The organism is Bradyrhizobium sp. WBAH42 (assembly GCF_024585265.1).
In the GTDB taxonomy this organism is placed as follows: Bacteria; Pseudomonadota; Alphaproteobacteria; order Rhizobiales; family Xanthobacteraceae; genus Bradyrhizobium.
Window position 1 is genome coordinate 5,466,345 of the sequence record NZ_CP036533.1, and the last position, 24,734, is coordinate 5,491,078.

General features: G+C 63.4%; 23 protein-coding genes. 14 read left to right on the forward strand and 9 right to left on the reverse strand.

Annotated features, from left to right (window positions below; all coding sequences use genetic code 11):
• Positions 1-62: 62 nt before the first annotated feature.
• The 3 genes from DCG74_RS25595 to DCG74_RS25605 form a co-directional block, all read right to left on the reverse strand.
• A complete protein-coding gene (locus DCG74_RS25595) occupies positions 63-296 on the reverse strand; it encodes a DUF2171 domain-containing protein (RefSeq protein ID WP_172783597.1) in 234 nt (77 codons plus the stop codon).
• Positions 297-492: 196 nt separating this feature from the next.
• Positions 493-879, reverse strand: coding sequence for a nuclear transport factor 2 family protein (locus DCG74_RS25600; protein ID WP_172783596.1), 387 nt, complete (start codon positions 877-879; stop codon positions 493-495).
• A 9-nt stretch (positions 880-888) separates the two neighbouring features.
• Entirely contained in the window at positions 889-2,565 is a 1,677-nt protein-coding gene (locus DCG74_RS25605; protein WP_172783595.1) for a glutamine--tRNA ligase/YqeY domain fusion protein, read from the reverse strand.
• A 155-nt stretch (positions 2,566-2,720) separates the two neighbouring features.
• On the opposite strand from DCG74_RS25605, the gene gltX reads away from it, so the two are divergent.
• The 9 genes from gltX (at position 2,721) to DCG74_RS25650 (ending at position 12,602) form a co-directional block, all read left to right on the forward strand.
• On the forward strand, positions 2,721-4,148 hold the full coding sequence (gene gltX / locus DCG74_RS25610) for a glutamate--tRNA ligase (protein WP_175421768.1): 1,428 nt from the start codon (positions 2,721-2,723) through the stop codon (positions 4,146-4,148).
• Positions 4,149-4,292: 144 nt separating this feature from the next.
• On the forward strand, positions 4,293-5,594 hold the full coding sequence (gene gltA, locus DCG74_RS25615) for a citrate synthase (RefSeq protein WP_172783593.1): 1,302 nt from the start codon (positions 4,293-4,295) through the stop codon (positions 5,592-5,594).
• 271 nt (positions 5,595-5,865) lie between these two features.
• Positions 5,866-7,044 (forward strand): ROK family transcriptional regulator, encoded by a 1,179-nt coding sequence (locus DCG74_RS25620; RefSeq protein WP_172783819.1) that lies wholly within the window; start codon positions 5,866-5,868, stop codon positions 7,042-7,044.
• Between the two features lie 83 nt (positions 7,045-7,127).
• Positions 7,128-8,414, forward strand: a complete 1,287-nt coding sequence (locus DCG74_RS25625; protein ID WP_172783592.1) for an ABC transporter substrate-binding protein — start codon at positions 7,128-7,130, stop codon at positions 8,412-8,414.
• A 50-nt stretch (positions 8,415-8,464) separates the two neighbouring features.
• Complete coding sequence (locus DCG74_RS25630; protein WP_172783818.1) at positions 8,465-9,340, forward strand: carbohydrate ABC transporter permease; 876 nt, start codon at positions 8,465-8,467, stop codon at positions 9,338-9,340.
• Positions 9,333-10,190, forward strand: coding sequence for a carbohydrate ABC transporter permease (locus DCG74_RS25635; protein ID WP_172783591.1), 858 nt, complete (start codon positions 9,333-9,335; stop codon positions 10,188-10,190). The genes DCG74_RS25630 and DCG74_RS25635 overlap by 8 nt, the downstream gene beginning before the upstream one ends.
• 10 nt (positions 10,191-10,200) lie before the next feature.
• A complete protein-coding gene (locus DCG74_RS25640) occupies positions 10,201-11,310 on the forward strand; it encodes an ABC transporter ATP-binding protein (protein ID WP_172783590.1) in 1,110 nt (369 codons plus the stop codon).
• Positions 11,307-12,074, forward strand: coding sequence for an SDR family NAD(P)-dependent oxidoreductase (locus DCG74_RS25645; protein WP_172783589.1), 768 nt, complete (start codon positions 11,307-11,309; stop codon positions 12,072-12,074). The genes DCG74_RS25640 and DCG74_RS25645 overlap by 4 nt, the downstream gene beginning before the upstream one ends.
• A 210-nt stretch (positions 12,075-12,284) precedes the next feature.
• Positions 12,285-12,602 carry a hypothetical protein gene (locus tag DCG74_RS25650; protein WP_172782858.1) on the forward strand — a complete coding sequence of 106 codons (318 nt, stop codon included), beginning with the start codon at positions 12,285-12,287 and terminating at the stop codon, positions 12,600-12,602.
• A gap of 210 nt (positions 12,603-12,812) precedes the next feature.
• Here DCG74_RS25650 and DCG74_RS25655 read toward each other — a convergent pair whose 3' ends face one another.
• Positions 12,813-13,814 (reverse strand): ABC transporter substrate-binding protein, encoded by a 1,002-nt coding sequence (locus DCG74_RS25655; RefSeq protein WP_172783588.1) that lies wholly within the window; start codon positions 13,812-13,814, stop codon positions 12,813-12,815.
• A 283-nt stretch (positions 13,815-14,097) separates the two neighbouring features.
• Here DCG74_RS25655 and DCG74_RS25660 point away from each other — a divergent pair, with 283 nt between their 5' ends.
• The 4 genes from DCG74_RS25660 to DCG74_RS25675 all read left to right on the forward strand — a co-directional run bounded on the left by DCG74_RS25660 (position 14,098) and on the right by DCG74_RS25675 (position 19,742).
• Entirely contained in the window at positions 14,098-15,657 is a 1,560-nt protein-coding gene (locus DCG74_RS25660; RefSeq protein WP_172783587.1) for a PAS domain-containing sensor histidine kinase, read from the forward strand.
• A gap of 339 nt (positions 15,658-15,996) precedes the next feature.
• Positions 15,997-17,820, forward strand: coding sequence for an adenylate/guanylate cyclase domain-containing protein (locus tag DCG74_RS25665; RefSeq protein ID WP_172783586.1), 1,824 nt, complete (start codon positions 15,997-15,999; stop codon positions 17,818-17,820).
• A 42-nt stretch (positions 17,821-17,862) separates the two neighbouring features.
• Positions 17,863-18,681, forward strand: coding sequence for a phosphatase PAP2 family protein (locus DCG74_RS25670; RefSeq protein ID WP_172782857.1), 819 nt, complete (start codon positions 17,863-17,865; stop codon positions 18,679-18,681).
• Positions 18,678-19,742, forward strand: a complete 1,065-nt coding sequence (locus tag DCG74_RS25675; RefSeq protein ID WP_172783585.1) for a G1 family glutamic endopeptidase — start codon at positions 18,678-18,680, stop codon at positions 19,740-19,742. The genes DCG74_RS25670 and DCG74_RS25675 overlap by 4 nt, the downstream gene beginning before the upstream one ends.
• A gap of 8 nt (positions 19,743-19,750) precedes the next feature.
• Here DCG74_RS25675 and lpxB read toward each other — a convergent pair whose 3' ends face one another.
• From lpxB to lpxA, 3 genes are read right to left on the reverse strand one after another with little or no spacing between them, the layout of a single operon-like run.
• Entirely contained in the window at positions 19,751-20,929 is a 1,179-nt protein-coding gene (lpxB, locus tag DCG74_RS25680) for a lipid-A-disaccharide synthase (RefSeq protein WP_172783584.1), read from the reverse strand.
• On the reverse strand, positions 20,929-21,798 hold the full coding sequence (locus DCG74_RS25685; RefSeq protein WP_172783583.1) for an LpxI family protein: 870 nt from the start codon (positions 21,796-21,798) through the stop codon (positions 20,929-20,931). Before DCG74_RS25685 ends, lpxB begins: the two co-directional genes overlap by 1 nt.
• A gap of 18 nt (positions 21,799-21,816) precedes the next feature.
• Positions 21,817-22,608, reverse strand: a complete 792-nt coding sequence (lpxA, locus tag DCG74_RS25690; RefSeq protein ID WP_172783582.1) for an acyl-ACP--UDP-N-acetylglucosamine O-acyltransferase — start codon at positions 22,606-22,608, stop codon at positions 21,817-21,819.
• A 175-nt stretch (positions 22,609-22,783) separates the two neighbouring features.
• Here lpxA and DCG74_RS25695 point away from each other — a divergent pair, with 175 nt between their 5' ends.
• Positions 22,784-23,104: a KTSC domain-containing protein gene (locus DCG74_RS25695; RefSeq protein ID WP_172783581.1), complete on the forward strand. Its 321-nt coding sequence runs from the start codon at positions 22,784-22,786 to the stop codon at positions 23,102-23,104.
• Positions 23,105-23,123: 19 nt separating this feature from the next.
• Here DCG74_RS25695 and fabZ read toward each other — a convergent pair whose 3' ends face one another.
• A complete protein-coding gene (gene fabZ, locus DCG74_RS25700; RefSeq protein WP_024341283.1) occupies positions 23,124-23,585 on the reverse strand; it encodes a 3-hydroxyacyl-ACP dehydratase FabZ in 462 nt (153 codons plus the stop codon).
• Positions 23,582-24,649: a UDP-3-O-(3-hydroxymyristoyl)glucosamine N-acyltransferase gene (lpxD, locus tag DCG74_RS25705; protein ID WP_172783580.1), complete on the reverse strand. Its 1,068-nt coding sequence runs from the start codon at positions 24,647-24,649 to the stop codon at positions 23,582-23,584. Before lpxD ends, fabZ begins: the two co-directional genes overlap by 4 nt.
• Positions 24,650-24,734: the final 85 nt, after the last annotated feature.

Consider the following 24,734-nt stretch of genomic DNA (forward strand, 5'->3'; position numbering starts at 1 on the left):
GGCTACCGGACCGTGCGGCTGCGCGAATAGCGGTACAGATCGGGAACGGGCGACGGAGCGCCCTACTTTTCCTCTTCCATCGTCACGGCGACGTCCGCCTTGGCGGACAGCCGCACCTTGTTGCCTTCAACATCGGCAACGAGGCCCTTGTCGATGAAATGATGGTGGCCCTTGTGGCTGCCCTCGCCGCTGTCCTTCCTGGTCAGCTTGATGCGGTTGCCCTCTACCCTGTCGACGGTGCCGACATGGACACCGTCGGCGCCGATGACTTCCATATGCTCTGCGATGTTCTGCATGGCGGGATCCTTGGTTGGGATCGCGGCCAACGCGGCAGGCGCGCGTTCGTTTCAATCGTCATTCCGGGGCGCGACGAAGTCGCGAGCTATGATGCGCAATTGCGCATCTGAGAATCCATAACCACCATCGTGAGTATGGATTCCGGGCTCGCGCCGAGTGGCGCGCCCCGGAATGACGACACTGATGGAACGACCGCTAAATCAGCGGCGCCTGCGACGAGGCGTGGTGATTGACGATCTTCCAGTCGCCTTCCTCGCGGATGATGACCCAGCTCATCTTGACGACGAGATCGTCCCGCTCGCCGGCGAGATCGAACGTGATGATCGCGGCCATGTTGATCAGGTCAGGGCCGGCCTGCGCGGCGTACACGTCGGAGAAGGTCGCGCTCGGCCTGCGCCAGCGCGGCAGGCCGTTGAAATAATCGGCAACGCCGTCCCTGCCCCGATAGAGTTTTGGGTTCGAGCCAAAGAAGAACGCGTTCTTCGCATAGAGCGAGGACAGCGCGGTCGCATCGAGCGTCGCGAAGCCGACGCACCATTTCGCGATGATGGCGGAAACGATGGCGTCGGCTTCGCTGCTCATGCCCTCGCCTCAGCCCTTCGCGACTTCCTTGGCGAACGTATCGCGCAAGCCGATCGTGCGCGAGAACACCGGCTTGCCCGGCGTCGAGTCCTTGTCGCGGACGAAATAGCCCTGGCGCTCGAACTGCATCGGCTCGGTCGAATTGCTCTCCGCAACGGACGCCTCGACCCGCGCATCGGCGAGGATCTCGAGCGAGTTCGGGTTGAGATCGGCCGCGAAGTTCGAAGCGTCCGGGCTCGGATTGGCGAACAGCTGGTTGTAGATGCGGATCTCCGCCGGCTTCGACGTCGCCGCCGGCAGCCAGTGCATGGTCGCCTTGACCTTGCGGCCGTCGGGCGCGTTGCCGCCCTTGGTCGCGGGATCATAGGTGCAGCGCAGCTCCACCACCTCGCCCTGGTCGTTCTTGATCACGCCGGTGCACTTGACGAAATAGGCGTAGCGCAGCCGCACCTCGTTGCCCGGCGACAGGCGGAAGAACTTCTTCGGCGGGTTCTCCATGAAATCGTCCTGCTCGATATAGAGCTCGCGGCCGAACGTGATCTTGCGCGTGCCGGCGCTAGCGTCGTCCGGATGATTGATCGCCTCGAGCTCCTCGGTCTGTCCTTCCGGATAATTCTCGATCACGACCTTGAGCGGCCTCAAGACTGCCATGCGCCGCTGCGCCGTGCGGTTCAGCTCCTCGCGGATGCAGAACTCCAGCATGCCGACATCGACGACGCTGTTTGCCTTGGCGACGCCGATGCGCTTGACGAATTCGCGCAATGCGGCCGGCGGCACGCCGCGGCGGCGCATGCCCGCCATGGTCGGCATGCGCGGATCGTCCCAGCCGGCGACATGACCCTCGCGGACGAGCTGCGTCAGCACGCGCTTGGACAGCAGCGTGTAGGTCAGGTTGAGGCGCGCGAACTCGTACTGGTGCGGCTTGGACGGCACCGGCAGCTTCTCGATGAACCAGTCGTAGAGCGGCCGGTGGTCCTCGAACTCCAGCGTGCAGATCGAATGCGTGATGCCTTCAATCGCGTCCGACTGGCCGTGGGCATAGTCGTAGCTCGGATAAATGCACCATGCGTTGCCGGTGCGCGGATGGTGCGCATGCAGGATGCGGTACAGCACGGGGTCGCGCAGGTTGATGTTGCCCGCGGCCATGTCGATCTTGGCCCGCAGCACACGCGCGCCGTTGGGGAATTCGCCGGCCTTCATGCGGCGGAACAGGTCGAGATTCTCCTCCACCGAGCGGTCGCGGAACGGCGAGTTCTTGCCGGGCTCGGTCAGCGTGCCGCGCGAGAGGCGGATCTCCTCCTGGGTCTGGTCATCGACATAAGCGAGGCCGTCGCGGATCAGCTGCTCCGCCCATTCATACAGGCGGTCGAAATAGTCCGAGGCGAAAAACAGGTTCTTGCCCCAGTCGAAGCCGAGCCAGCGCACGTCGGCCTGGATGGAATCGATATATTCCTGCTCTTCCTTGACCGGATTGGTGTCGTCGAAGCGCAGGTGGCAGCGGCCCGGAAACTCCTGGGCGATGCCGAAGTTGAGTGCGATCGACTTGGCGTGCCCGATATGCAAATAGCCGTTCGGCTCCGGCGGGAACCGGGTCACGATCTCCTTGTATTTGCCCTGGTCGAGGTCGGCCTGGATGATGTCACGAATGAAATCGCGCCCAACCTCAGCTGCCACCGGTTCTGTCATTACGAAAATCCTGTAGGGAAATCAGCGGTTCTTCTGCCAAATTCGCGTGGCCGCGCCAAGAGCTTAAGCAAGGCCTGTCAGGTCCGCCGTCGCCCTTTAGTTATGTCCCGTTCCTGCTATACACCACCGCCTCCAATGCATAGGCCCTGCCAAGAATGTCCGATTCCGTCGTCACGCGCTTCGCTCCCTCGCCGACCGGCTTCCTCCATATCGGGGGCGCCCGCACGGCGCTGTTCAACTGGCTCTTTGCCAAGAAGCACGGCGGCAAGATGCTGCTGCGGATCGAGGACACCGACCGCGAACGCTCCACGGAGGCGGCGATCGGCGCCATTCTCGACGGGCTGAAGTGGCTCGAGCTCGGCTGGGACGGCGAGGTCATCTACCAGTTCGCCCGCGCCGCCCGACACCGCGAGGTCGCCGAGCAGCTGCTGGCCGACGGCAAGGCCTACCGCTGCTACGCCACCGCCGAGGAGCTCGCCGCCATGCGCGAGAAGGCGCGGGCGGAAGGCCGCACCCGCCTCTATGACGGCATGTGGCGCGACCGCGACCCCGCGGCGGCTCCGAGCGACGTCAAGCCCACCATCCGCCTGCGCGCGCCGCAGACCGGCGAGACCGTGATCGAGGACCAGGTCCAGGGCCGCGTGGTCTGGCAGAACGAGAACCTCGACGATCTGGTCCTGCTGCGGGGCGACGGCAACCCGACCTATATGCTCGCGGTGGTGGTCGACGACCACGACATGGGCGTCACCCATGTGATCCGCGGCGACGACCACCTGATCAACGCCGCCCGGCAGAAGCAGATCTACGATGCGATGGGCTGGGCGCTGCCGAGCATGTCCCACATCCCCCTGATCCACGGCCCGGACGGCTCGAAACTGTCCAAGCGGCACGGCGCGCTCGGCGTCGATGCCTACCGCGCCATGGGCTACCTGCCGGCTGCGCTGCGCAACTACCTCGTCCGGCTCGGCTGGAGCCACGGCGACCAGGAGATTTTCTCGACCGAGGAGATGATCGAAGCGTTCGATCTCGCCAGCGTCGGCCGCGCCGCCGCCCGCTTCGATTTCGCCAAGCTGGAAAACCTCAACGGCCATTACATCCGTCACGCCGACGATCAATCACTCGTGAAGATGTTCGAGGACGTGCTCGACCACATCGTGCCGAGCCGCGACGAGATTAAGGCCAAATTAAACGACACCACGCGCGCGCAGCTGCTCAAGGCCATGCCGGCCCTCAAGGAGCGTGCCAAGACGTTGATCGAGCTGATCGACGGCGCCCATTTCATCTTCGCCGACCGGCCGCTGGCGCTCGATCCCAAGGCGGAGGCGCTACTGACGCCCGAGAACCGCAAGCTGATCGGCCAGCTTCATTCCGCGCTGGAGAAAGTCGAGACGTGGAGCGGCGCCACCACCGAGGCCGCGCTACGCGCCTTTGCGGAGGAAAATAGTCTCAAGCTCGGCGCGGTCGCCCAGCCGCTCAGGGCGGCGCTCACCGGACGGACGACGTCGCCCGGCATATTTGAGGTTTTGGACGTGCTGGGCCGCCAGGAAAGCCTCGCCCGGCTCAAGGATCAGGCTACGACGTAAGTCGACCATGCGTGCGGCGATCTTGCAGCGCACATAGCAATAATATACCCATCTCCCCCACATTCTGGAACATCCGGCCTGCCCCCATGGTCGCCCTGGGGGCCTCCGGCTCCGGCCCGTTTCACCACACATCGGGGACCTCTGATGGACGCAAAACCAAGCCCAAAGACCGCGACGCTGACGGTCGGAAACAACAATTTCGATCTCCCGATCCTCAGCGGCAGCGTCGGGCCTGACGTCATCGATATTGGCAAGCTTTACGGCCAGTCCGGCCTGTTCACCTACGATCCGGGCTTCACCTCGACCGCGAGCTGCCAGTCCAAGATCACCTATATCGACGGCGACGCGGGCGTGCTGGAATACCGCGGCTACCCGATCGAGCAGCTCGCCGAGCACGGCGACTTCCTGGAGACCTGCTACCTCCTGCTCTACGGGAACCTGCCGACCGCCGCGCAGAAGAAGGATTTCGACTACCGCGTGACCCATCACACGATGGTGCACGAGCAGATGGCCCGCTTCTTCCAGGGCTTCCGCCGCGATGCCCATCCGATGGCGATCATGGTTGCGGCCGTCGGCGCTCTCGCCGCGTTCTATCACGACTCCACCGACATCAACGATCCGAAGCAGCGCATGATCGCCTCCATGCGCATGATCGCGAAGATCCCGACGCTGGCCGCGATGGCCTACAAGTACACCGTCGGCCAGCCCTTCGTTTATCCGAAGAACTCGCTCGGTTTCGCCGAAAACTTCCTGAACATGTGCTTCGCGGTGCCCTGCGAAGACTACAAGGTCAGCCCGGTGCTCGCCGATGCGCTGGAGAAGATCTTCATCCTGCACGCCGATCACGAGCAGAACGCCTCGACCTCGACGGTGCGCATCGCCGGCTCCTCGGGCGCCAACCCATTCGCCTGCATCGCGGCCGGCATCGCCTGCCTCTGGGGCCCGGCCCATGGCGGCGCCAACGAGGCCGCGCTGAACATGCTCTATCAGATCGGCACGGTCGACAAGATCCCCGAGTTCATCGCCAAGGTGAAGGACAAGAACTCCGAAGTCCGCCTGATGGGCTTCGGCCACCGGGTCTACAAGAACTACGATCCGCGCGCCAAGATCATGCAGAAGATGTGTCATGCCGTGCTCAAGGAGACCGGCCATGGCGACGATCCGATGCTGAAGGTGGCGATGGAGCTCGAGAAGATCGCGCTCAGCGACCAGTACTTCATCGACCGCAAGCTCTACCCGAACGTCGACTTCTATTCGGGCATCACGCTGAAGGCGATGGGCTTCCCGGTCTCGATGTTCACCGTGCTGTTCGCGGTCGCCCGCACCGTCGGCTGGATCAGCCAGTGGAGCGAGATGATCGAGGATCCCCAGCAGAAGATCGGCCGCCCGCGCCAGCTCTACACCGGCGTCGCCAAGCGCGATTACGTTCCGATCGACAAGCGGTAACAATCGGCCATCACGCCTTTTCGAAACGGCGCCATCGCAGGATGGCGCCGTCTTTTCGTTTGCGAGACAGCCTTGTAGGGTGGGCAAAGCGCAGCGTGCCCACCACTCTCTCGCGACTGATAGGAAGTCGTGGGCACGCTTCGCTTTGCCCACCCTACGAAACCGGTTGCTGCCGCGCACAACAACAAGTCGGATCATCGCGCCAGCCAGCGCTTGACAGCCGAAACGCTTCGCGCGCAAATTCTTACACTAAGTAAGAATGACGACAGGGATGGAAATGCCGGAGCAGCCGAGAAGTCGGCGGCAGACGCGCGCTGCCATTTTGACTCATCTGCTTCAGTCGGGCGGCTCGTTTCGTCCGCCACTGGCCAAGGCCGTGCGCCTGTCGGAAGCGAGCCTGTCGCGCATCCTGCTTGACTTGAAGGCCGAAGGCCTGATCGAGGAAGTGCGGCGCCCTGCCCCTTACGTTGGTGGCCCGACCGGCCTCGTGTCGCTCGACGGCGCGGTGGCGCTTGGGGCTCTGGAGCTGACTGGCCAATGGCTCGGCGTCGGCGTTGGCAGTCTTTCCGGCGAACTGCATTACACCGAGCGCGTGCCGCTGCCGAAGAAGCCGACGGTCGACTCCGTTGGCGATGTCTTTCGCGAGGCACTGGCCTTGCTGCACGACTGGACACGGCGGCGCCGCATCAGGCTAGCGCAGATCGGCGCGACCGTTCCGGGCCTCGGCCGTCTCAGCGTATCAGGCAATCCGATCATTCCCTGTGACGTCGAACGTATCAGCAGCATGTTCGGCGAGATGTTCGCGGGCGTGCCTGTTGCCTTCACCAATTCGGTGGTGGCGCACGCCGCCTTTCATCGTTGCCGTAACGAGGACTATCCCTTTAGCGATCCACATCTGTTCGTGTTCGTCGGCCAGGGCGTCGCCGGCGCCTGGGTGGATGATCCTAGCGAAGATGACGCGCTCGACCCGGTCGAGCTCGGCCACATGGTGTTCGGCACCGACGGCCCCCGCTGCCGCTGCGGTCATCATGGCTGCGTCGAAGCCTATACGTCGCTGCCGGCGCTGGCCGAGCTGCTGCATATGACGGAAGCAGAATTGCTACAGCTCGGCCATGATTGGGTGACCGCGATTCCTCTCACGTCCAGGGTGCGCCAGGAATTGCGCCAGCGGCTGTTCCGGCTTGGTCTCGCCATCGGCAACACATTGAACGTCAAACCATGCCGCGGCGTAGTCGTCAGCGGCTGGCCATCGCTGCTCGCCGAGAAGGAGCGAAAGGCCGTGATCGACGGGATCGACGCCTGCCTGCTCGGCGGACGCGAATTGGCGCAGGTCTCCGTCGCCTTCGTGCCGCCGTCGACCGGCAACGATCCGCAGGCTGCGCTCGCCTTCGCCGCGTTTTGCCTGGCGAGATCTGGCGGCATGCCATCCGCATCGACGGAGGCCGCCTGAATGACTTAAGCCGCGTGCGGCTCGCGCACGCCAACAACAGCGCCAAAAATGGCGTAAGCAACTTCACACCGGGAGGAACTGCCATGCCGATCACAACAACAAGGCGTCGTCTGCTCGCGGGATCTGCTGCCGCGCTCGCATTTCCGCACCTTGCCCGCGCGCAAGGCGCAGTCAAGCCGCGCCTCACCGCAATCTCGCAATGGTCCGCCGGCAGCGACGGCGCCGCCATCACCGCGCTCGGCAAGAAGTTCGAGGAGAAAGGCGGCGTCTGGCAGCACTCGCCCGTCCCCGGCTTCACCACGGACATGATGAACAAGTTGCGTGCGCAGATCATTGCCGGCGATCCGCCGGCCTGTTCGCAACTCAAGGGCCCCGAGATCGCGGCCTGGTCGAAGATCGCGCCGACTGTCGACCTCGACGCCGTGGTCGCGGCTGCCGGCTACGAGAAGGTCGTTGCGCCGGACCTTGCAAAGCTGCACAAGCCGACCGGCAAGTGGATTGCACTGCCGCTACAGATCTACAGCACAAACATGCTGTTTCTCTCCAAGCGCGGAATGGACAAGGCCAAGGCCGACAAGATCCCGGTCACCTGGGCTGACTTCAATGACCTTGCCGAGAAAATGAAGTCGGCCGGCATGGCCTACCCCATCGCCAACGGCGGCACCCGCGCCGACGACGGGCAGAAATTCGAGGCGTCCCTGGCCGGCATCAGCCCGACGGCATACCGCGCCGCCTGCATGAATCTCGACAAGAAGGCGCTGGAGGGCCCTGAGATGAAGGCAGCCTTCGCGCAGACGCGCAAGATCTCCAACTGGTGTGATCCCAATGTCGGCGTCCAGCCCTATGCCACCAATTTGAAGCGCTTCGTCGACGGCGACATGGGCATGCTGATCATGGGCGGCTGGGCCCAGGGCGTATTGAAAAACGCCGGCTTCAAGTTTGACGACTACGTCATCACCCCCGGCCCCAGTGACAACGGCAAGCCTGTCTTCCTGTTGAATGCCGATGCCTTCATCTTCTGGCAGCGCAAGGAGGCCGATCTCCAGGCCGGCCAGATGTTGATGGCCCAGCTCGTGATGGATCCGGCGATCCAGACCATGTATTCGCAAATCACGGGATCGATCCCCGTGCGTACCGATGTCGACCTGTCCGGCGAGGGCTGGTCGGATGGTCAACGGACAACCGCGGCCGCATTGAAGAATGCCATGGGCAACAATCAGGCCGTCCTGAGCCTCGCGCACAACATGGCCCAGGAAAACGGCCTGACCGCGGCGATGATCGACGTCATCACTGAATATGTGAAGAACAAGACGATCAAGCCGGAGGAGGCCGTCAGCCGCCTCGCCGACGCCGTCGAGGGCGCACGTTGACCGACGTCGTCTCGACAGCAACACGGCCGAGCCGGGCGGCGACCCCGGAGATGGTGCGCCGGCTGCCCGAATTTCTGATGATCTGGGTGCCGCTGCTGTTATCCGCAGCGCACCTCATCTCCTTTTCGCTATGGACCATTTGGATTTCGTTTACGCCCTCCACCCTTGTTCCCGTTACGGGCTGGGTTGGTTTGCGCAACTACAATTCGGTCCTGGCGTCGCGAAATTGGCAGATTGCCTTCGACAATCTACTGCTGTTCGGCAGTGCTTTCGTGCTGCTCAGCTTGATTACCGGTCTCTTGCTCGCGATCCTGCTCGATCAGCGCATTCGCGGCGAGAACGTGCTGCGATCCATCTTCCTCTATCCCATGGCCGTGTCGTTCGTCGTCACAGGCACGGTGTGGAGCTGGCTGCTCAATCCCGGCATCGGGATCGAGAAGCTCGTCCATGATCTCGGCTGGATGACCTTCAAGTTCGATTGGCTGGTCAACCGCGACATGGCGATCTGGACCATTGTCATCGCCGCGATCTGGCAATCCTCGGGCTTTGCCATGGCCCTCTTCCTGGCCGGCCTCCGCTCCGTCGATTCCGAGATTCTCAAGGCGGCACAGATCGACGGTGCCGGGCCAATCCGAACCTATTGGCGCGTCATTCTGCCGACGCTTTGGCCGATCACCGTCACGGTCATCGTTGTCCAGTTGCAGTTTGCGATCTCGGCCTTCGACCTCGTCCGCGCCCTCACCAACGGGGGGCCAGGAATCGCGACCCAGCTGCCGGCGCTTGTTGTCTATGATTTGATGTTCCAACGCAGCCAGCTCGGCCGGGGCGCGGCTGCGGCGGTGCTGATGCTGCTCATTCTGCTCGCGGTGCTGCTCCCTTATGCGGCGTGGCGCTATGTCCGGCAACGGCGGGCGGCCCATGCGTGACCGAAGCTTCGCCCCAAGCCGCGCTCTGATCTATCTGATCGTAACCTTGTTCGCGGCCGCCTACCTCGCGCCGCTGGTCGTCGTCATTCTGAACTCGCTCCGGACCAATGAGGAGATCGCGCAGAGCTCGATGATCGGCTGGCCGCAACACTGGGCGTTTGGCAATTATGCCCTGGCCTGGAGCGGCTTTTGCGTTGCCGAGACCTGCGCCGGCATCCGGCCCTATATGATCAACTCCGCGCTCGTCACGATTCCTGCGACGATCATCTCGACCCTGCTCGGCGCTATTGCAGGGTACGCCATATCACTCTGGCGCTTTCGGGGCGATAACTGGATCTACGGCATCGTCACCCTTGGCCTCTTCCTGCCCCAGCAGATGCGCCTCTTGCCCTGGACGATCGTGTTGCGGGACATCGGGCTGATCAACACGCTGACGGGCCTCGTGCTGATCCACACCATCCAGGGGCTGTCCTTCACGGTGCTGTTCTGCCGCAACTACTATATCGCCATTCCGCACGAGCTGATCCGGGCCGCACGCATCGATGGCGCCGGCTTCTTCCGCATCTTCTGGCGCATCATCCTGCCGCTCTCGGCACCCATCCTGATCGTCACGGTGATCTGGCAGTTCACCCATATCTGGAACGAATTCCTCTATGGCGTGACCTTCACGACCGGCCAGCAGCAGCCCGTGACGGCCGCGCTCATCGCACTGTCTACCCCAGTCGCAGATATCCCCAAGCAAGGTGTGCAGAGCGCCGCGGTGATCATCGCAGCCCTGCCGACTTTGCTGATCTATCTGTTCGGCGGCAAGTACTTCGTCCGCGGCCTGACTGCCGGGGCCGTGAAATGATGGAGTTGTCATGGCAGCACTGAGCATTCGCGCCCTCTCCAAGCGTTACGCCAATCTGGAAGTGCTGAAGGACATCGCGCTCGACATCGAGAGCGGCGAGTTCACCGTGCTGGTTGGCCCGTCCGGCTGCGGCAAGTCCACCCTGCTCAACATCGTCGCCGGGCTCGACCGCCCGAGCGCGGGGACGATCGAGATCGGCGGCCGCGTCGTCAACGATGTCGCGCCGAAAGATCGCGACATCGCCATGGTGTTCCAGTCCTACGCGCTCTATCCCTCGATGACGGTGCGCCAGAACATCACCTTCGGGATGGAATGCCGTCACGTTCCCAAGGCCGAGCAGGACGCTGCGGTCGCGAATGTCGCAAAACTGCTCCAGATCGAGCCGCTGCTCGGCCGCAAGCCGTCGCAATTGTCCGGCGGCCAGCGTCAGCGCGTGGCGATGGGGCGCGCGCTGGTGCGCAATCCCCTGCTCTTCCTGTTCGACGAGCCGCTCTCAAATCTCGACGCCAAGCTGCGTGTCGAGATGCGGATGGAGATCAAGCGCCTGCACCAGCGCATCGGCGCCACCATCGTCTATGTCACCCACGACCAGATCGAGGCGATGACGATGGCGACGCGGATCGCCGTGATGCATCAGGGCAGCGTGCAGCAATTCGCCGACCCCGACACCGTGTACCGCTATCCGGCCAATCTGTTCGTCGCACGCTTCATGGGCTCGCCGCCGATGAACACCATACCGGCGCGGCTCGAGGCCGAAAATGACGGGCCGGTCGTCGTGATCGGCGCAGGACGGCCCGACGAGCTTCGTCTGCGCCTGAGGGGATATGACGCCGCAGCACCCTTTCTCGGGCGCAAGGTGGTGTTCGGAATCAGGCCGGAATGCATCGCCGAGGGCAGCCGCACGTTTTCCAGCGAAGCGCCTGTCCTCGTCGAGGCGCCGGTGGAGCTGGTCGAGCCGACAGGTGCCGAGACCATGGTGTTGCTGCGGCTCGGGGGCGAGCCCGCGATGGCGCGGGTCTCGCCGGATATCCGCCCCGCGCCCGGCACGTCCGCCGCCTTCGCGCTCGACACCCGCCGCATTTGCCTGTTCGACCCCGAGACGGAGCGCCTGATCGCATGACGAAGACGACCTATTCAAGCCTTGCCGGCCGCGTGGTGTTGATCACCGGGGGCGCCAGCGGCATCGGCGCCGCCTTCGTTCGCGCCTTTGCGACCCAGGGCGCCCGGATCGCCTTCCTCGACATCGACAAGGACGCCGGCGAAGCCCTGGTGCGGGAGATCGCGGCCTCGTCCGGGACCGCGCCGCTGTTCGTGCCCTGCGATCTCCTCGACATCGATTCCCTGCGCAGCGCGATGGCGGAGGCGCACCGTTCGCTTGGCGACGCCGCCGTTCTCGTCAACAACGCCGCCAACGATCAGCGCCAGGTTCTCGCCGAGGTGACGCCGGCCGAGTTCGACTGGATGATCGGCGTCAATCTCAAGCACGTCTTCTTCGCAGCGCAAGCGGTGGTGCCGCAGATGCAGGCGCGCGGCGGCGGCTCGATCATCAACATGTCGTCGATCGCCTGGATGCGCGGCGCGCCGGCGCTGCCGGTCTATGCCGCGGCGAAAGCGGCGATCGTCGGCATCACGAACTCGCTGGCGCGGTCGGTCGGTCCCGACCGCATTCGGGTCAACGCGATCGCGCCGGGCATGGTGATCACCGAACGCCAGCGCCGGCTGTGGTATCCGGACGATCGGGTCATCGCCGAGATCCGCTCGCGCCAGGCCGTTCCGGATGCGGTGACGCCCGAGGACATCGCCAACATGGCGCTATTCCTCGCCTCCGACGAAAGCCAGCGCATCACCAGCCAGTGTTTTCGGGTCGACGGCGGACTTGCCTAGGGCGTGTGCTCATAAAAATCGTTTCGGGTCCGCATTGCTGTCCGAGTGAGACGTCAAACACACACGTCAATGCATGCCGCTGGGCCAATCGGCGCCTTGAGCGCAGCCCACCTGATCGCAAGATGTGATTTTCGACAATGCGATTGGAGAGCTAGGAAACCTTGGGGAGTTCGCGCGTTTAGGGGCCGGAGCAAGCGATGGAGGAGAACCATGCGAACAGCAATTCTCGCATTGATTGTAGTTGCCGGGAGCGCAATTGCCTTCCAAGCAACGGCCCAACAGCAAAAGGCTGCACCCAGTGAGCAAACCAAGGAGGAGATGAACCGCGATGTAGACCAAGGGCTCAAGGCTGGCCAGCCCAACGAGCAGATGCAGCGCGATGCCGACAAAGGGATCAAGACCCGCAACTCCGGAGAGTCCGGATACGTTGCCGATCAAGACAAGCCGGCCGCTTCTGCGCATCCTCCGGGACGACCGGGAAGTGAACAGACCACGGGTTCGGGTGGCCAGACCAGCACTCCGAAATAGAATACCTGGTGATGGCGAGTGGCGGCCGGAAATGGCCATCTCACCATTCGCATTCGGTCCTGGACTTAGCGTGTCGATCGGCCGCCGACCAAATCGCCTTCCGGGTCACCAGCGGCGGTCCGCCGCTCGACGCGTCAGGTCCGGTTCTCCCCAGGGAACGGCCCCTTTCCACTGCTCAAGGCAGTTCGGGTGGGGCCATCAATAGCAAAATTATTCGATCACCTCGTCGGCGCGGGCAAGCAGCGCCGGGGGAAGGGTCATGGCGAATGCTTTTGCCGTCTTCAGATTGATTAGAAGTTCAAATCTGGTCGCCTGATAAATCGGAATGTCACCCGGTTTGGCTCCTTTCACGACTTTGTGCACGTCATCGGCCAACTGCCTGAACAGCTCCGCGAGATTGAGAGCATAACCCATCAGTACGCCGGCTTCGACGTAATCGCGGTACGGACATATCGTCGGCAGGCGTTTTTTCATGGCGAGCTCGGCGATGAGCTGGCGGTTGGCGTAAAGATCACCCTCTCCGCTCACCAGCACGGCATCCGGCCGTTGCTCCGATATCGCATCGAAGACACGCTCAATCTCCGACGGCTTCCCCTCCTGCGGGAAGACAAAAGCCAGTGAGATTCCCAGACGCGCGGAGGCATTTCGCAAGACTTGGCCGACAGACCCTTCCCATCCGCCGCGCATCCCCAGAAATACGGCCTTCTGCATCGAAGGAATGGCTTCTTTCAAGAACTCCAGCCGCTTGCCCCAGATCTCGATGCCGGCATCAAGCGTGATGCCGGTGAGGTTGCCGCCGGGCCGCTGCAGATTGGTCACCAGCCCCGCCTGCAGCGGGTCCAGCATGAAAGCAACAATCGGTATCGTACTGGTTGCCGCCTTGAACATGGTTACGACGGGATTCGTTCCGGTGACGATGACATGCGGATTGCGAGCCACGATTTCACGGACCACATCGGCATAACGGTCGTGGCGCCCCTCGGCCCAGTAGCGCTCGATGATCAGATTTTGTCCTTCTACGTAACCCAAACGGCGCAACTCACCGAAAAAGGCACGCCATGCGCTGCCCCCGCCCGTTTCAGTCAGAAGCGTCGGGGGGATTGCCGGATGGAACATCGCCAGCAGCGGCGGTCTCGCCGCTTGCTGCGCGCGCGCCGCCAGCGGCGAGACCGCCGCGCCGCACAGCAGAGTAATGAGCTCGCGTCGCCTCACTGCCATGCCTCCGCACGCTGACCAAAATGATAGCACACCTCGACAAGGCGGGAGACTGCTGCGCTGCGGAATTCCGGCCCCAGCTTAGGCCTGGACTGGTTACAAGCGCCCTTCGGCGAGCGCGGTCCCGCGTCACATCGCTATACAGAAGCCCTGTATACGGGAGTATAGTCGCCAAAGGCATGTTCCTGATCAATCTTGGGCAACTCTGGGACGGGACGCAATCCGGTACGACAATCGGTCGATTAATTCATCACGCGTGAGCAAGAGATGATCATGCAACATGCGATTCAAGCGCCGCCGGTCGCGCTCGATGTCGAGTGAGCGCAAGCGCCCCGAGGAGGCACTGCGCGAGAGCGAGGAGCGCTTTCGCACGCTGGTGCAATTCTCCTTTGATGTGTACTGGGAAACGGACGCGCAGCATCGCTTCATCCGCCAGGAGTTCGCCGAGACGCTTCCCGAGCCGCCGGTCTCCGAGATCGGCAGGACACGATGGGAGGTCCCGTATCTCGAACCTGACGCAGATGGCTGGCGCAAACACCGGGAGATACTCGACGCTCACCTCCCGTTTCGCGATTTCGAGCTCGCGCGGCCGACGCCCGACGGCGGCAAGCGCTATATTTCCGTCTCTGGGCTGCCCATCTTCGACGAGACAGGGAACTTCGTGGGTTACCGCGGTGTGGGGCGCCACATCACGGAGCGCAAGCGCGCCGAACAGGCGCTGATCGAGAGCGAGGCCCGTTTCCGTACCTTCGTGGACCACGCGGCCGATACGTTCATGCTGCACAGTGAAGATGGTCGCGTTCTCGATGTAAATCGGAATGCCTGCGAAAGTCTCGGCTACAGCCGGACCGAACTGGTTGGGGCAAGTGCGGCCTTGTTCGATCTTGAGATGGATGAAACGATTTGGCGTCGCAACCGCGAGCGTCTCAAGACCGGCGGCATCGCTACGCTCGAGAGGCGCTATTTCCGAAGGGACGGCACTGTGTTTCCCGTCGAAGTTCGTATGCGGGAATTCTGCGTAGGCGGACAGTCCCGGATCATTTGCCTGAGCCGCGACATCACCGAACGCAAGCGAACCGCCGAGGCGTTGCGCGAGATGCAGGCTGAACTGACACACGCCAATCGCGCCGCGGCAATGGGCCAGGTCACGGCTTCGGTGACACACGAATTAAGCCAACCAATCACCGCGGTGCTCTGCGACGCAGAGGCCGCACTGAACTGGCTGGGAACACAATCTCCGAATTTCGAAAAGGCACAGCAGGCGCTCATATCCATTGTTGCAGAAGCCAAGCGAGGCGGCGAGATCATCAGTTGGATCCGTTCCTTGATCAAGAAAGCTCCGGCGCCGAAGGAGAGCGTCGATGTCAATGGTGCAATCCTGGACGTGATCACCATAGCCCGTAGCGAGCTGATCAAACATGATGTCTCGATCCAGACCGACCTCGCTTCGGGCTTGCCGCTCGTGAAGGGCTATCGCGTTCAGCTGCAACAGGTGGTTCTCAATTTGATCCTCAACGCGATCGAGGCAATGAACTGCGTCGACGTTGGCGGACGAGAGCTGCGGATCAGCACGGCCGCAAATGCATCAAATCTCGTCGTTGTCGGCATACGGGATACCGGACCTGGACTTGACGTCGCAATCGTTGACCGCGTGTTCGAGCCCTTCTACACCACCAAGCCGGACGGGACCGGCATGGGCTTGTCGATTTGCCGATCGATCATCGAGGCGCACGGAGGTCGACTTTGGACCGGTGCGAATGAACCACGGGGGGCCGTGTTTCACTTTAGTCTGCCTTCGGAAGAGCCGCCGGTCGCGGCCAAGCCGAATGACTTCCGTTGAGCCGTCGCAAGTCGGCGGCGCGGCGCATCCGTCAGCAGTGCACAGAGCGCCGGCGCCAGCTTCTCCGGCGTGCACGCAGGGCTCTCACCCACATCTGCCGAGAGGAGCCGGATTGGCATCGACCGTACCGTGACTTACGCGCCATAGGCCGGTGCCGTTTTTGCCGACATACACGGGATCTGCCTCGACCGTTGTTCACGGGCTGGTTGCGAAAACGAGGATTGATCCAGTTGCGCGAAACAACCGCGGCTTGTGAAACCTGGAAAAACAGGCTTAGCTAAGGGAACAGCGTCCAAGCGGCGGCACGGACCCACGCATCAGAGTGACCACGGATACACCATGGCCTTCCCCCGTGAACCCGATGCCAGCCCAAGACCCGACCCGCTTGTAGGGCCGGACGCCTCGCGAGAGGTTATTCCTGGTCAGCGCAAGCTGGTGGCCGTGCTCGCGGCCGACATCGTGGGTTATAGCCGATTAATGGAAGCGGACGAGGAAGATACCCACAAGCGGGTCCTCTTGCTGCGCGCAACCACTATCGACCCGACGATCGCGAAGTACAGGGGCCAGGTGATCAAGAACACCGGAGACGGTTTTCTTGCGGTTTTTGACAGCGCAAATGACGCCTCCCAATGTGCGCTTGCAATTCAGCACGGCGCCAATGCGATGTCGGCGGAAGAACCGGAACATCGGTTCATCAGTCTCCGGATGGGGATCAACGTTGCCGACGCGATCTTTGAACGCGAAGATATTTATGGCGATGGGGTGAACATCGCCGCTCGGCTTCAGACCTACTCCGAGCCCGGCGGCATCGTCGTCTCAGGTGCCGTCGCGGATCAGATCAGTGAGCAGGCCGGCGTCTCCGTCGTCGACTTCGGCGATCTGCATCTGCGAAATCTGTCGCGCCCCGTCAAAGCGTTCGGGCTGCGCATCGATCGTTCACCGCATCCGGTGGCAGATAGTCCGGTCAGAGCGCAGGGACGTCCATCGATTGTCGTTCTGCCATTCCGCAATCTTGCCAGTCAGGATGATGCCTATTTTGCCGAAGGGATTGTCGACGAAATCATTCACGCGCTCTCCGCGCTGAAGGAGCTGTTCGTGATATCGCGCGGGTCGACGCTGGGTTATGGCAGCGAGATCATCGATGTCCGCGCCATCGGTCGCGAGCTGGGCGTGCGCTATGTGCTCTACGGCAGCGTTCGCCGCTCCGGCGGGCGGCTGCGTATCAATACCGAGCTCAATGACACCGAGTCGGGCAACATCATCTACTCCGATCGTCATGAAGGCGAGCTCAGCGAGCTGTTCGCACTGCAGGAGCAAATCTCGACGCGCGTGGTCACGACCATCGCTCCACATGTTCGCGAGTGGGAGCGTGCACGGGCTCTGCGCAAGCATCCGCAGAATTTGACGGCCTACGATCTGGTTCTCCAGGCGTTGAGCTATCTATACCGTATGGACTACGACTCGTTCTCGCGGGCGCGCGGATTGCTGCAGCAGGCCGTCACGCATGACCCCAACTATGCGCCGGCCTATTCATACCTCGCGTACTGGTACATGTTCAGGGTCGGCCAGGGCTGGTCCACCGATGCCGCTGCCGATAGCATGGAGGCGTCGCGCAATGCGTCCAGGGCAATCGAGCGCGATGGCAACGATGCGCTCGCTCTGGCAATCGACGGTCACGTGCATTCGTATCTGTTCAAGGATTTCGAGACAGCAACCCGCCTGTTGGACCGGGCGATCACGGTCGGACCCAATTCGGCCATGGCGTGGACGATGAGCAGTGCGACCTGCGGCTATCTCGGCGAGGGCCCAACCGCGGTCTTGCGCGCCGAACACGGCCTGCGCTTGTCGCCCCTGGATTCACACGTGTTCTGGCACGAGCACCTGCTTTCCCAGGCGCACTACATCAACGGCAATTTCGATGAAGCGGCCGCCTGCGGTTGGCGAGCGGCGAAGCATAATGAGCGTTTCACCTCGAACTTCCGCATCCTCGCAGCCAGCCTGGTGGCCATCGGAAAGTTTGTGGACGCGCGCCAGATCGCGGAACGCCATATGCTGATCGATCCGAATTTCCATTTACAGGCCTGGGCGGACCGCACGCCGCTCAACGCGGCCACCCGCGACAATCTTCGACAGCGGCTCAAGGCGGCAGGATTTCCAGACTGAGTTTTAAGCAAGCGATAGGCGGCAAATCATTGGGAGGCTGCGATGGCAGGCAACGCCGGGAATGCGGGAAACGCAGGTAACGCTGGGAATGCGGGAAACGTCGCCAATGCAGGCTCGGGCGGCGGCGGTTGGATCTTTCCGGATCGCGTGGACCTGCCGTTCATTACGGAAACGGGCGTCAGCACCAACCGCACCACCGTCACCGAGTTTCCGGACCGGAGCTGGACCCCGGACTGGTACGCCTGGCGCCTGCTGGCCGAATTCGCCATTCACGGCGGATGGAGCTCGATCACGGTCGCCGCACCCAATGCAAACACAGCAGCCGAGATCGACACGCTCGTAACAATGGCCAAAGACGAGCGGGCGGATGCGCTCGGCGAGATTTTTGCGCAGAACGAGGAGTTTCTGAGCTACTTCATGGCGCTTCTCAACGTCACGCCGAACTCGCATCCAAACACCTGTCGCGTGATAGCGACCGCAAGCCTGATCGCGCTCCAGGTCGCGATGCATTGGAAAGGCTACCACAAACGGCCACGGCCATCGCAAATCTGCCCTGCGCTGTTGCCGCCGATTCAGGTTCCCGGCCACGCGTCCTATCCCAGCGGGCACGCGACTCAAGCGCATTTGATCGCGCGCTGCCTGAAGTTGGTCCTACCAGCGTCGGTGCAGCCGATGGCGGATGATCTCACCGTGCTCGCCGGTCGGATTGCGCGAAACCGCCAGATCGCCGGTCTCCACTACCAGAGTGACACGGACGCCGGCGTGGGATTGGCCGGCGACATCTACACGATCTTGATCAACAAGACCTCCGTGCCGAGTTTTGATGCCTTGATCACGGCCGCGCAGGGAGAGTGGCCATGATCCTGCGCGCGAGTGATGTCCAGCAACACACGCTTCCGTCGCGGGACGATTTGAACGCGGGTCTGCGTCGGCAGATATTGCTGCCACCGCCGCCACCGCCCAAGGACTTCGACGCGCTGAATGCCGATGCGCGGGAGCTCGAATTCTTCCGGCTTCCGCCCAGGCCGCCCCTGGTCGCGGGACGCCGGGCCGAGACGTTGTGGGCCAGGCTTCTTTCCAAGCCTATCGAAGTTCTGCCCATGATCTACCCGGGCTCCGCGACCGACTTTCGTGTCAACCGCGGCCGTTTGGGCTCAGGCCATCCCGGCCGACACGAAACCAGCTTCAATTGGTCGGGCGCATGTATTGCGGCGATGGAGGGCACCCAGTTCACACAGGTGTGGGGGGCCTGGGAGGTCCCTACGCCCAGTGCTCACTCGTTTCCGCCGGGCGATTATCGCTGCTCGACCTGGATCGGGATCGATGGCCATCGGCGATTCGATACTTCGCTGCCGCAGATCGGGACGACGCAAAAGATCGTGGTCGCCAACGACGGCAGCGTCGGGACGCCGACCGCGGAAGCATGGGTTCAATGGTGGTTTCGCGGTGACCGCGATACGGGTCCGTGGACACTTCCCAACTTTCCGGTGGAACCGGGGGACCACGTCAGATGTGTTCTGACCGTCATGGCGCAGGACCACGTCCGTTTTTTCATCAAGAATGAATCGAAAAACGGAAAGTCGCTTTCGGTCGATCTCCTTGCGCCGACGATTCCACTTCCCGGCCCGATCGGAATTCCGATCGAATTTCCGGCGCGGGGCCGTACGGCGGAGTGGGTCACGGAGCGCCCCACCGTCTTGCATGCGACGGACCTCTATCGCTTGCCCAAGTATAGCGTGACGAAGTTCGTGGATTGCTTCGCGCTCGCGGGCACCGGCGGGATCGGCTTTCAGCCTCAAGATCTGGAGAATGCCAGGCTGATCAAGATGATCGAGATCCGCGACAATCCGCATCGGACCGCGCCATTGTCAAAACCGGAAAAACTGGACCAGCAAACCGTACAAACCAGGTTCGTGGGCTGAACACTTTTTTAGCGCGTTCGCCGGCCCTGGCGCATCGTCGCGAGCACGATGTCGGCGGCGAGCACGCTCGGCGATTTGTTGCCGGTCGACATGATCTGATCGAGCCTGGCGAAGGCCTCGACCTGCTGGCGGCGGAGCGGCGAATCCGTCAGCAGCGCGGAGAGCGTGGGCGCCAGCTGCTCCGGCGTGCACGCCTCCTGCAAATATTCCGGAATGACATCCTTGCCGATCACGAGATTGGCGAGGATCACCGAGGAGACGCGGATAGCGCGGCGCAGGATGAAGGCCTCGATGGCACCGACGCGATAGGCCGTCACCATCGGAATGCCTGACAGCGCGAGCTCGAGCGTCACCGTGCCGGACTTCGCCAGCGCGGCGTGGGCGATGCGGAAGGCAGCTCGCCTCTCGTTCTCGCCGATTACGATTTGCGGCTTGACCGGCCAGTTCGCGACGCCCTCGCGGATGGTGGCTTCGAGATGCGGCATGGTCGGCAGCATCAATTCGAACGCGCAGCCCTCACCCCGTAAGCGGCCGAGCGTTGCGCCGAACACGTCGAGATGATGCCTGACCTCGCTGCGGCGGCTGCCGGGCAGCACCAGCAGCACCGGCGGCTTACCGTCGCGACGCTTCTGCTCCTCCGCGCTCGGACGCAGCGAGCTCAATTGCTCGATCAGGGGATGGCCGACATAGCTGCAGGGCGGCCCGCCGAGCTTGCGGTATTCCTCCGGCTCGAACGGCAGCAGGCCGAGCACATGGTCGACATAGCCGAGCATGGTCCGCGCCCGCCCCGGCCGCCATGCCCAGAGCTGCGGCGAGACGTAATCGACGATCGGGATCGCCGGACTGCGCGAGCGCACCCGGCGGGCGACGCGATGCGTAAAGTCCGGGCTGTCGATGATGACGAGCACGTCGGGCGCGGCCGCGGTCACGGCATCGGCCGTCTCGCGGATCAGCCGCAGGATCTTCGGCAATTGCTGCACCACCGCGGCAAACCCGACGATCGACAGCTCCTCGATGGGAAACAGCGATTCCAGGCCCTCGCGCGCCATGGTGCGGCCGCCGACCCCGACGAACTGCACGCCGTCGCCGAGGCGCTGGCGCAGCACCTTCATCAAGGCGCTGCCGAGCCGGTCGCCGGATTCCTCCGTCGCGATCAGGAAGATTTTGCGCTTGGGATCACGCGACATCACGCGGGCAAGCCGATGACGAAGAGATATTTGGCATCGGCAAGCGCGATCATTGCCTGCGGCTCGGCGGCGATGGTGTTGCCCGCGATGACCGCGATGCCGGCAAGGCCGGCGGCCGCGACGCCCTCGATGGTGCGCGGACCGATCGTCGGCAGGTCGAAGCGCAGATCCTGGCCGCTCTTCGGCGCCTTCACCAGCACGCCGCGTCCGGTGGCGGCGCGGATGCGGCCCTCCTCGCGCAGCCGCGCGACGCGTGCGAGCAGCGCGTCGGTGCCCTCGATGTCCTCGACCGCCACCACATGCCCGTCGATCACGACCGCAGCCTGGCCGATGTCGAACGGACCGAGCGCGGTCAGCACCGCCCGACCGCGCGCGATGTCGGTCTTGCTGGCCTCGCTCGGCCAGGCGCGGCCGATGCAGCCCTCGGGCATCAAGAGATCCGGCGCGACGTCCTTGATGCCGACCATGCGGAAGCCGTCCTGCTCGAGGATGCGCCCGACACCCGACAGCAGATGATCGTCGCCGCCGCGGAAAGCGCGGATGACGTTGCCGAGCAGGCGCAGCGTCTTGATGTCGAACCGGATCTCGGACAGCGACGGCCGCACCAATGTGCCGATGAAGATCAGGTCGCGGCAGCCTTCCTCGCGGAACAGCCGCATCGCGCGGCCGAGCTGGCCGACCGAGATCCAGCGATGGCGGAACTTCTCCACGCGCTGGGGATCGCAGGCCCCGCGCAGCGGAAACAGCACCGGCGTGATGCCGTGCGCGGCGAGCGACTCGGCGACCGCGAACGGCATGGCGCCGCCGCCGGCGACGATGCCGACCGGTGACGAAACCTGCAAAGCCGCCGATGTCGTGCCCGCGGCCATCCCAAGATCACTCCAAGATCACTTCGCGATAGCGGGAAGACAGAGCGGGCGCTTGCCCTTGCCGATGAAGTCGAGGATTTCGGCGATCGCGGGGTCCTCGCCCGCGAGCGGCCGCGCCGCCTCCAGCCGCTCGGCGAAGGTGCCGGGGCCATGGAAGAGCTTCTGGTAGAACGCGCGCACGGTGGCGAGCCGCTGCTTGGTGAACTTGCGACGCTTCATGCCGATCAGATTGAGGCCTTCGAGAGCGGCATATTGGCCGTTGACCAGACCGAACGGAATGATGTCGTCGCGCACGCCGCACACACCGCCGACCATGACCTGCGCCCCGATGCGGGTGAACTGATGCACGGCGGACAGCCCGCCGATAAACACGAAGTCGCCGATCTCGCAATGACCGCCAAGCGTTGCCGAGGTCGCGAAGATCACGTCGTTGCCGACATGGCAGTCGTGGCCGACGTGGCTGCAGTTCATGAAATAGCCGCGGTCGCCAACCGAGGTGACGCCCCCGCCGGCAACGGTCCCCGCGTTCATGGTCACGGATTCGCGGATGGTGCAGCCGGAGCCGATCCTGAGCTGCGTCAGCTCGCCACGATAGCTGAGCGACTGCGGCGGCGTGCCCAGCGAAGCGAACGGATAGATGGTGCAGCCATCGCCGATCGTGGTCTGCGCCGTGACGTGCACATGCCCGACCAGCTTGCAGTTCGCGCCGATGACGACGTTCGGGCCGATGATGCAATAAGGTCCGATCTCGGTGCCCGCGCCGATCACGGCGCCGTCCGCGATCCGTGCGGTGGGATCAATCTTGCTCATCAAGCCAATCTTACTCGTCAAGAAGGTCTGGTTATATATTGAAGTCGCTCGGTTTTCGGCTGGTTAGCGCGACTATGCCCGATCTGTCCAGTGACGTATCATCTCGCCGTGTTTCAAGTGCCGGATGGGCGGCCTTGCCGTCCCGTCGCCAGGTTCATGCGGAGCTTCAACGATCGTGGTCAGGACCCTGATCTTTCTGTTGGCACAGCTCGCGAGCACACCGATCGTGTCGGAGGCGGTCGAGACCGGCGAACACCGCCTGGTCGATCTCCAGACTTTCGAGTGCCGGGACATCACCCGCAGCACGGTGCTTCAGCGGGTCTGTTACGATCGTGCGCAGCAGGACCTGATCGTCGCGAGCAACGGCGCCTATCACCGCTATTGCGGCGTGACGGCCGACACGGTGGAGCGCCTCCTCGGCGCGCCGTCCATGGGCCAGTTCTTCAACCGGAATATCAGGCGCGAGATGGCCGGCAGCCGCTACGATTGCACCTGAGGCGGACGCCCGGCGCCGCTCAATCGGTCAGCATGGCGCCGACGTCGGCTTCGGCGACGACCTGCCCGTTGACCTTGGCGTCGCCGTGAAACCACCACATGGCCTTGCGGCGGCCGAGCGAGCGCATGTGATACTCGATCGTGTCGCCCGGCAGCACGGGCTTGCGAAACTTGCACTTGTCGATGGTGAGGAAATAGACCGCCCGCGGCTTCTCGGTGCCCTCGACCGACTTGATGCCGATCACGCCTGCGGTCTGCGCCATCGCCTCGATCATCATGACGCCGGGATAGACCGGACGCTCGGGGAAATGCCCCTGGAACGCCGGCTCGTTGAAGGTGACGTTCTTGATGCCGATGCCGCTGTAATCGGCGCGGATGTTGATCACGCGGTCGATCAGCAGCATCGGAAAGCGGTGCGGCAGCGTCTGGAGGATCGCATTGATGTCCACCAGCTCGAACTTAACAGGTGATTCCGCCGTCATTCCCGTCCCTCGTCCTTCGGATCGGCCTTGCTGTCGCGCACCAGGCGCTCCACCGCGATGATCTCCTTGAACCATTGCTTGGTCGGCTTGGCAAAGAGGCCACCCCAACGGCCATTCGGCGGGATGTCGTCCTTGACCCCGCTCATCGCGGTAACCTGGGCGCCATCACCGATCTTGAGGTGATTGTTGATGCCAACCTTTGCTCCCAGCGCCACGTTGTCGCCGATCGTCAGGCTGCCCGCGAGGCCGATCTGAGCCGCCAGCAGGCAATTCCGGCCGATCGTCACATTGTGGCCGATCTGGACCTGATTGTCGATTTTGGTGCCTTCCCCGATCACGGTGTCGCGCAGGGAGCCGCGGTCGATGGTGGTGCCGGCGCCGACCTCCACATTGTTCTGGATCAGCACGCGGCCGGTCTGGGGGACCTTCAGATGCCCCTCGGGGCCGAAGAAGATGAATCCGTAGCCGTCCTGGCCGATCGAGCAGCCGGGATGGATCAGCACGTCGTTGCCGATCAGGGCGCATTGGATGGCCGTGCGGGCGCCGACATTGCAGTCCCGGCCGATCTTGACGCCGGGGCCGATGACCGCGCCGGCGCCGATCACCGTGCCGCTCCCGATCTCGACGTCCGGGCCGATGACCGCCAGGGGCTCGACGATGACGTCGTCCTCGAGCCGGGCCGAGGGATCGATGATGGCGGACGGTGCAATACCCTCGATGCCGAACCAGGATTGCGGCCGCAGCGCATCGGCGTGCCATTCCCGCGCGATCCGGACGAAGGCGCGGAACGGCTGCGCCACCCGCAGCACGGCCACGTGGGCAGGCACCTGGGCCTCGAAGCGTGGGCTCACCAGGCATGCCCCGGCGCGGGTCGCTTTGAGTTCCTCGAGATATTTGAGGTTGTCGAAAAAGGCCAAATGCATCGGGCCCGCTTCATCGAGCGAAGCAAGGCCCGTGATGACGTGGCCGCCCCTCGCCGGGTCGACCAGCTGCGCCTTGGTCAGCGTGGCGATGTCGGCCAACGCTGCGGCAGGCGGCTTTGTGAAGAAGGTCGGCTGCGCCATTCCACCCCGTCGCGGTCCGGCTTCGGCATGAAGCGGTCAGGCCGCATCATGCCTCATGTCTTTGATCGGCACGATCCCTTTCGGA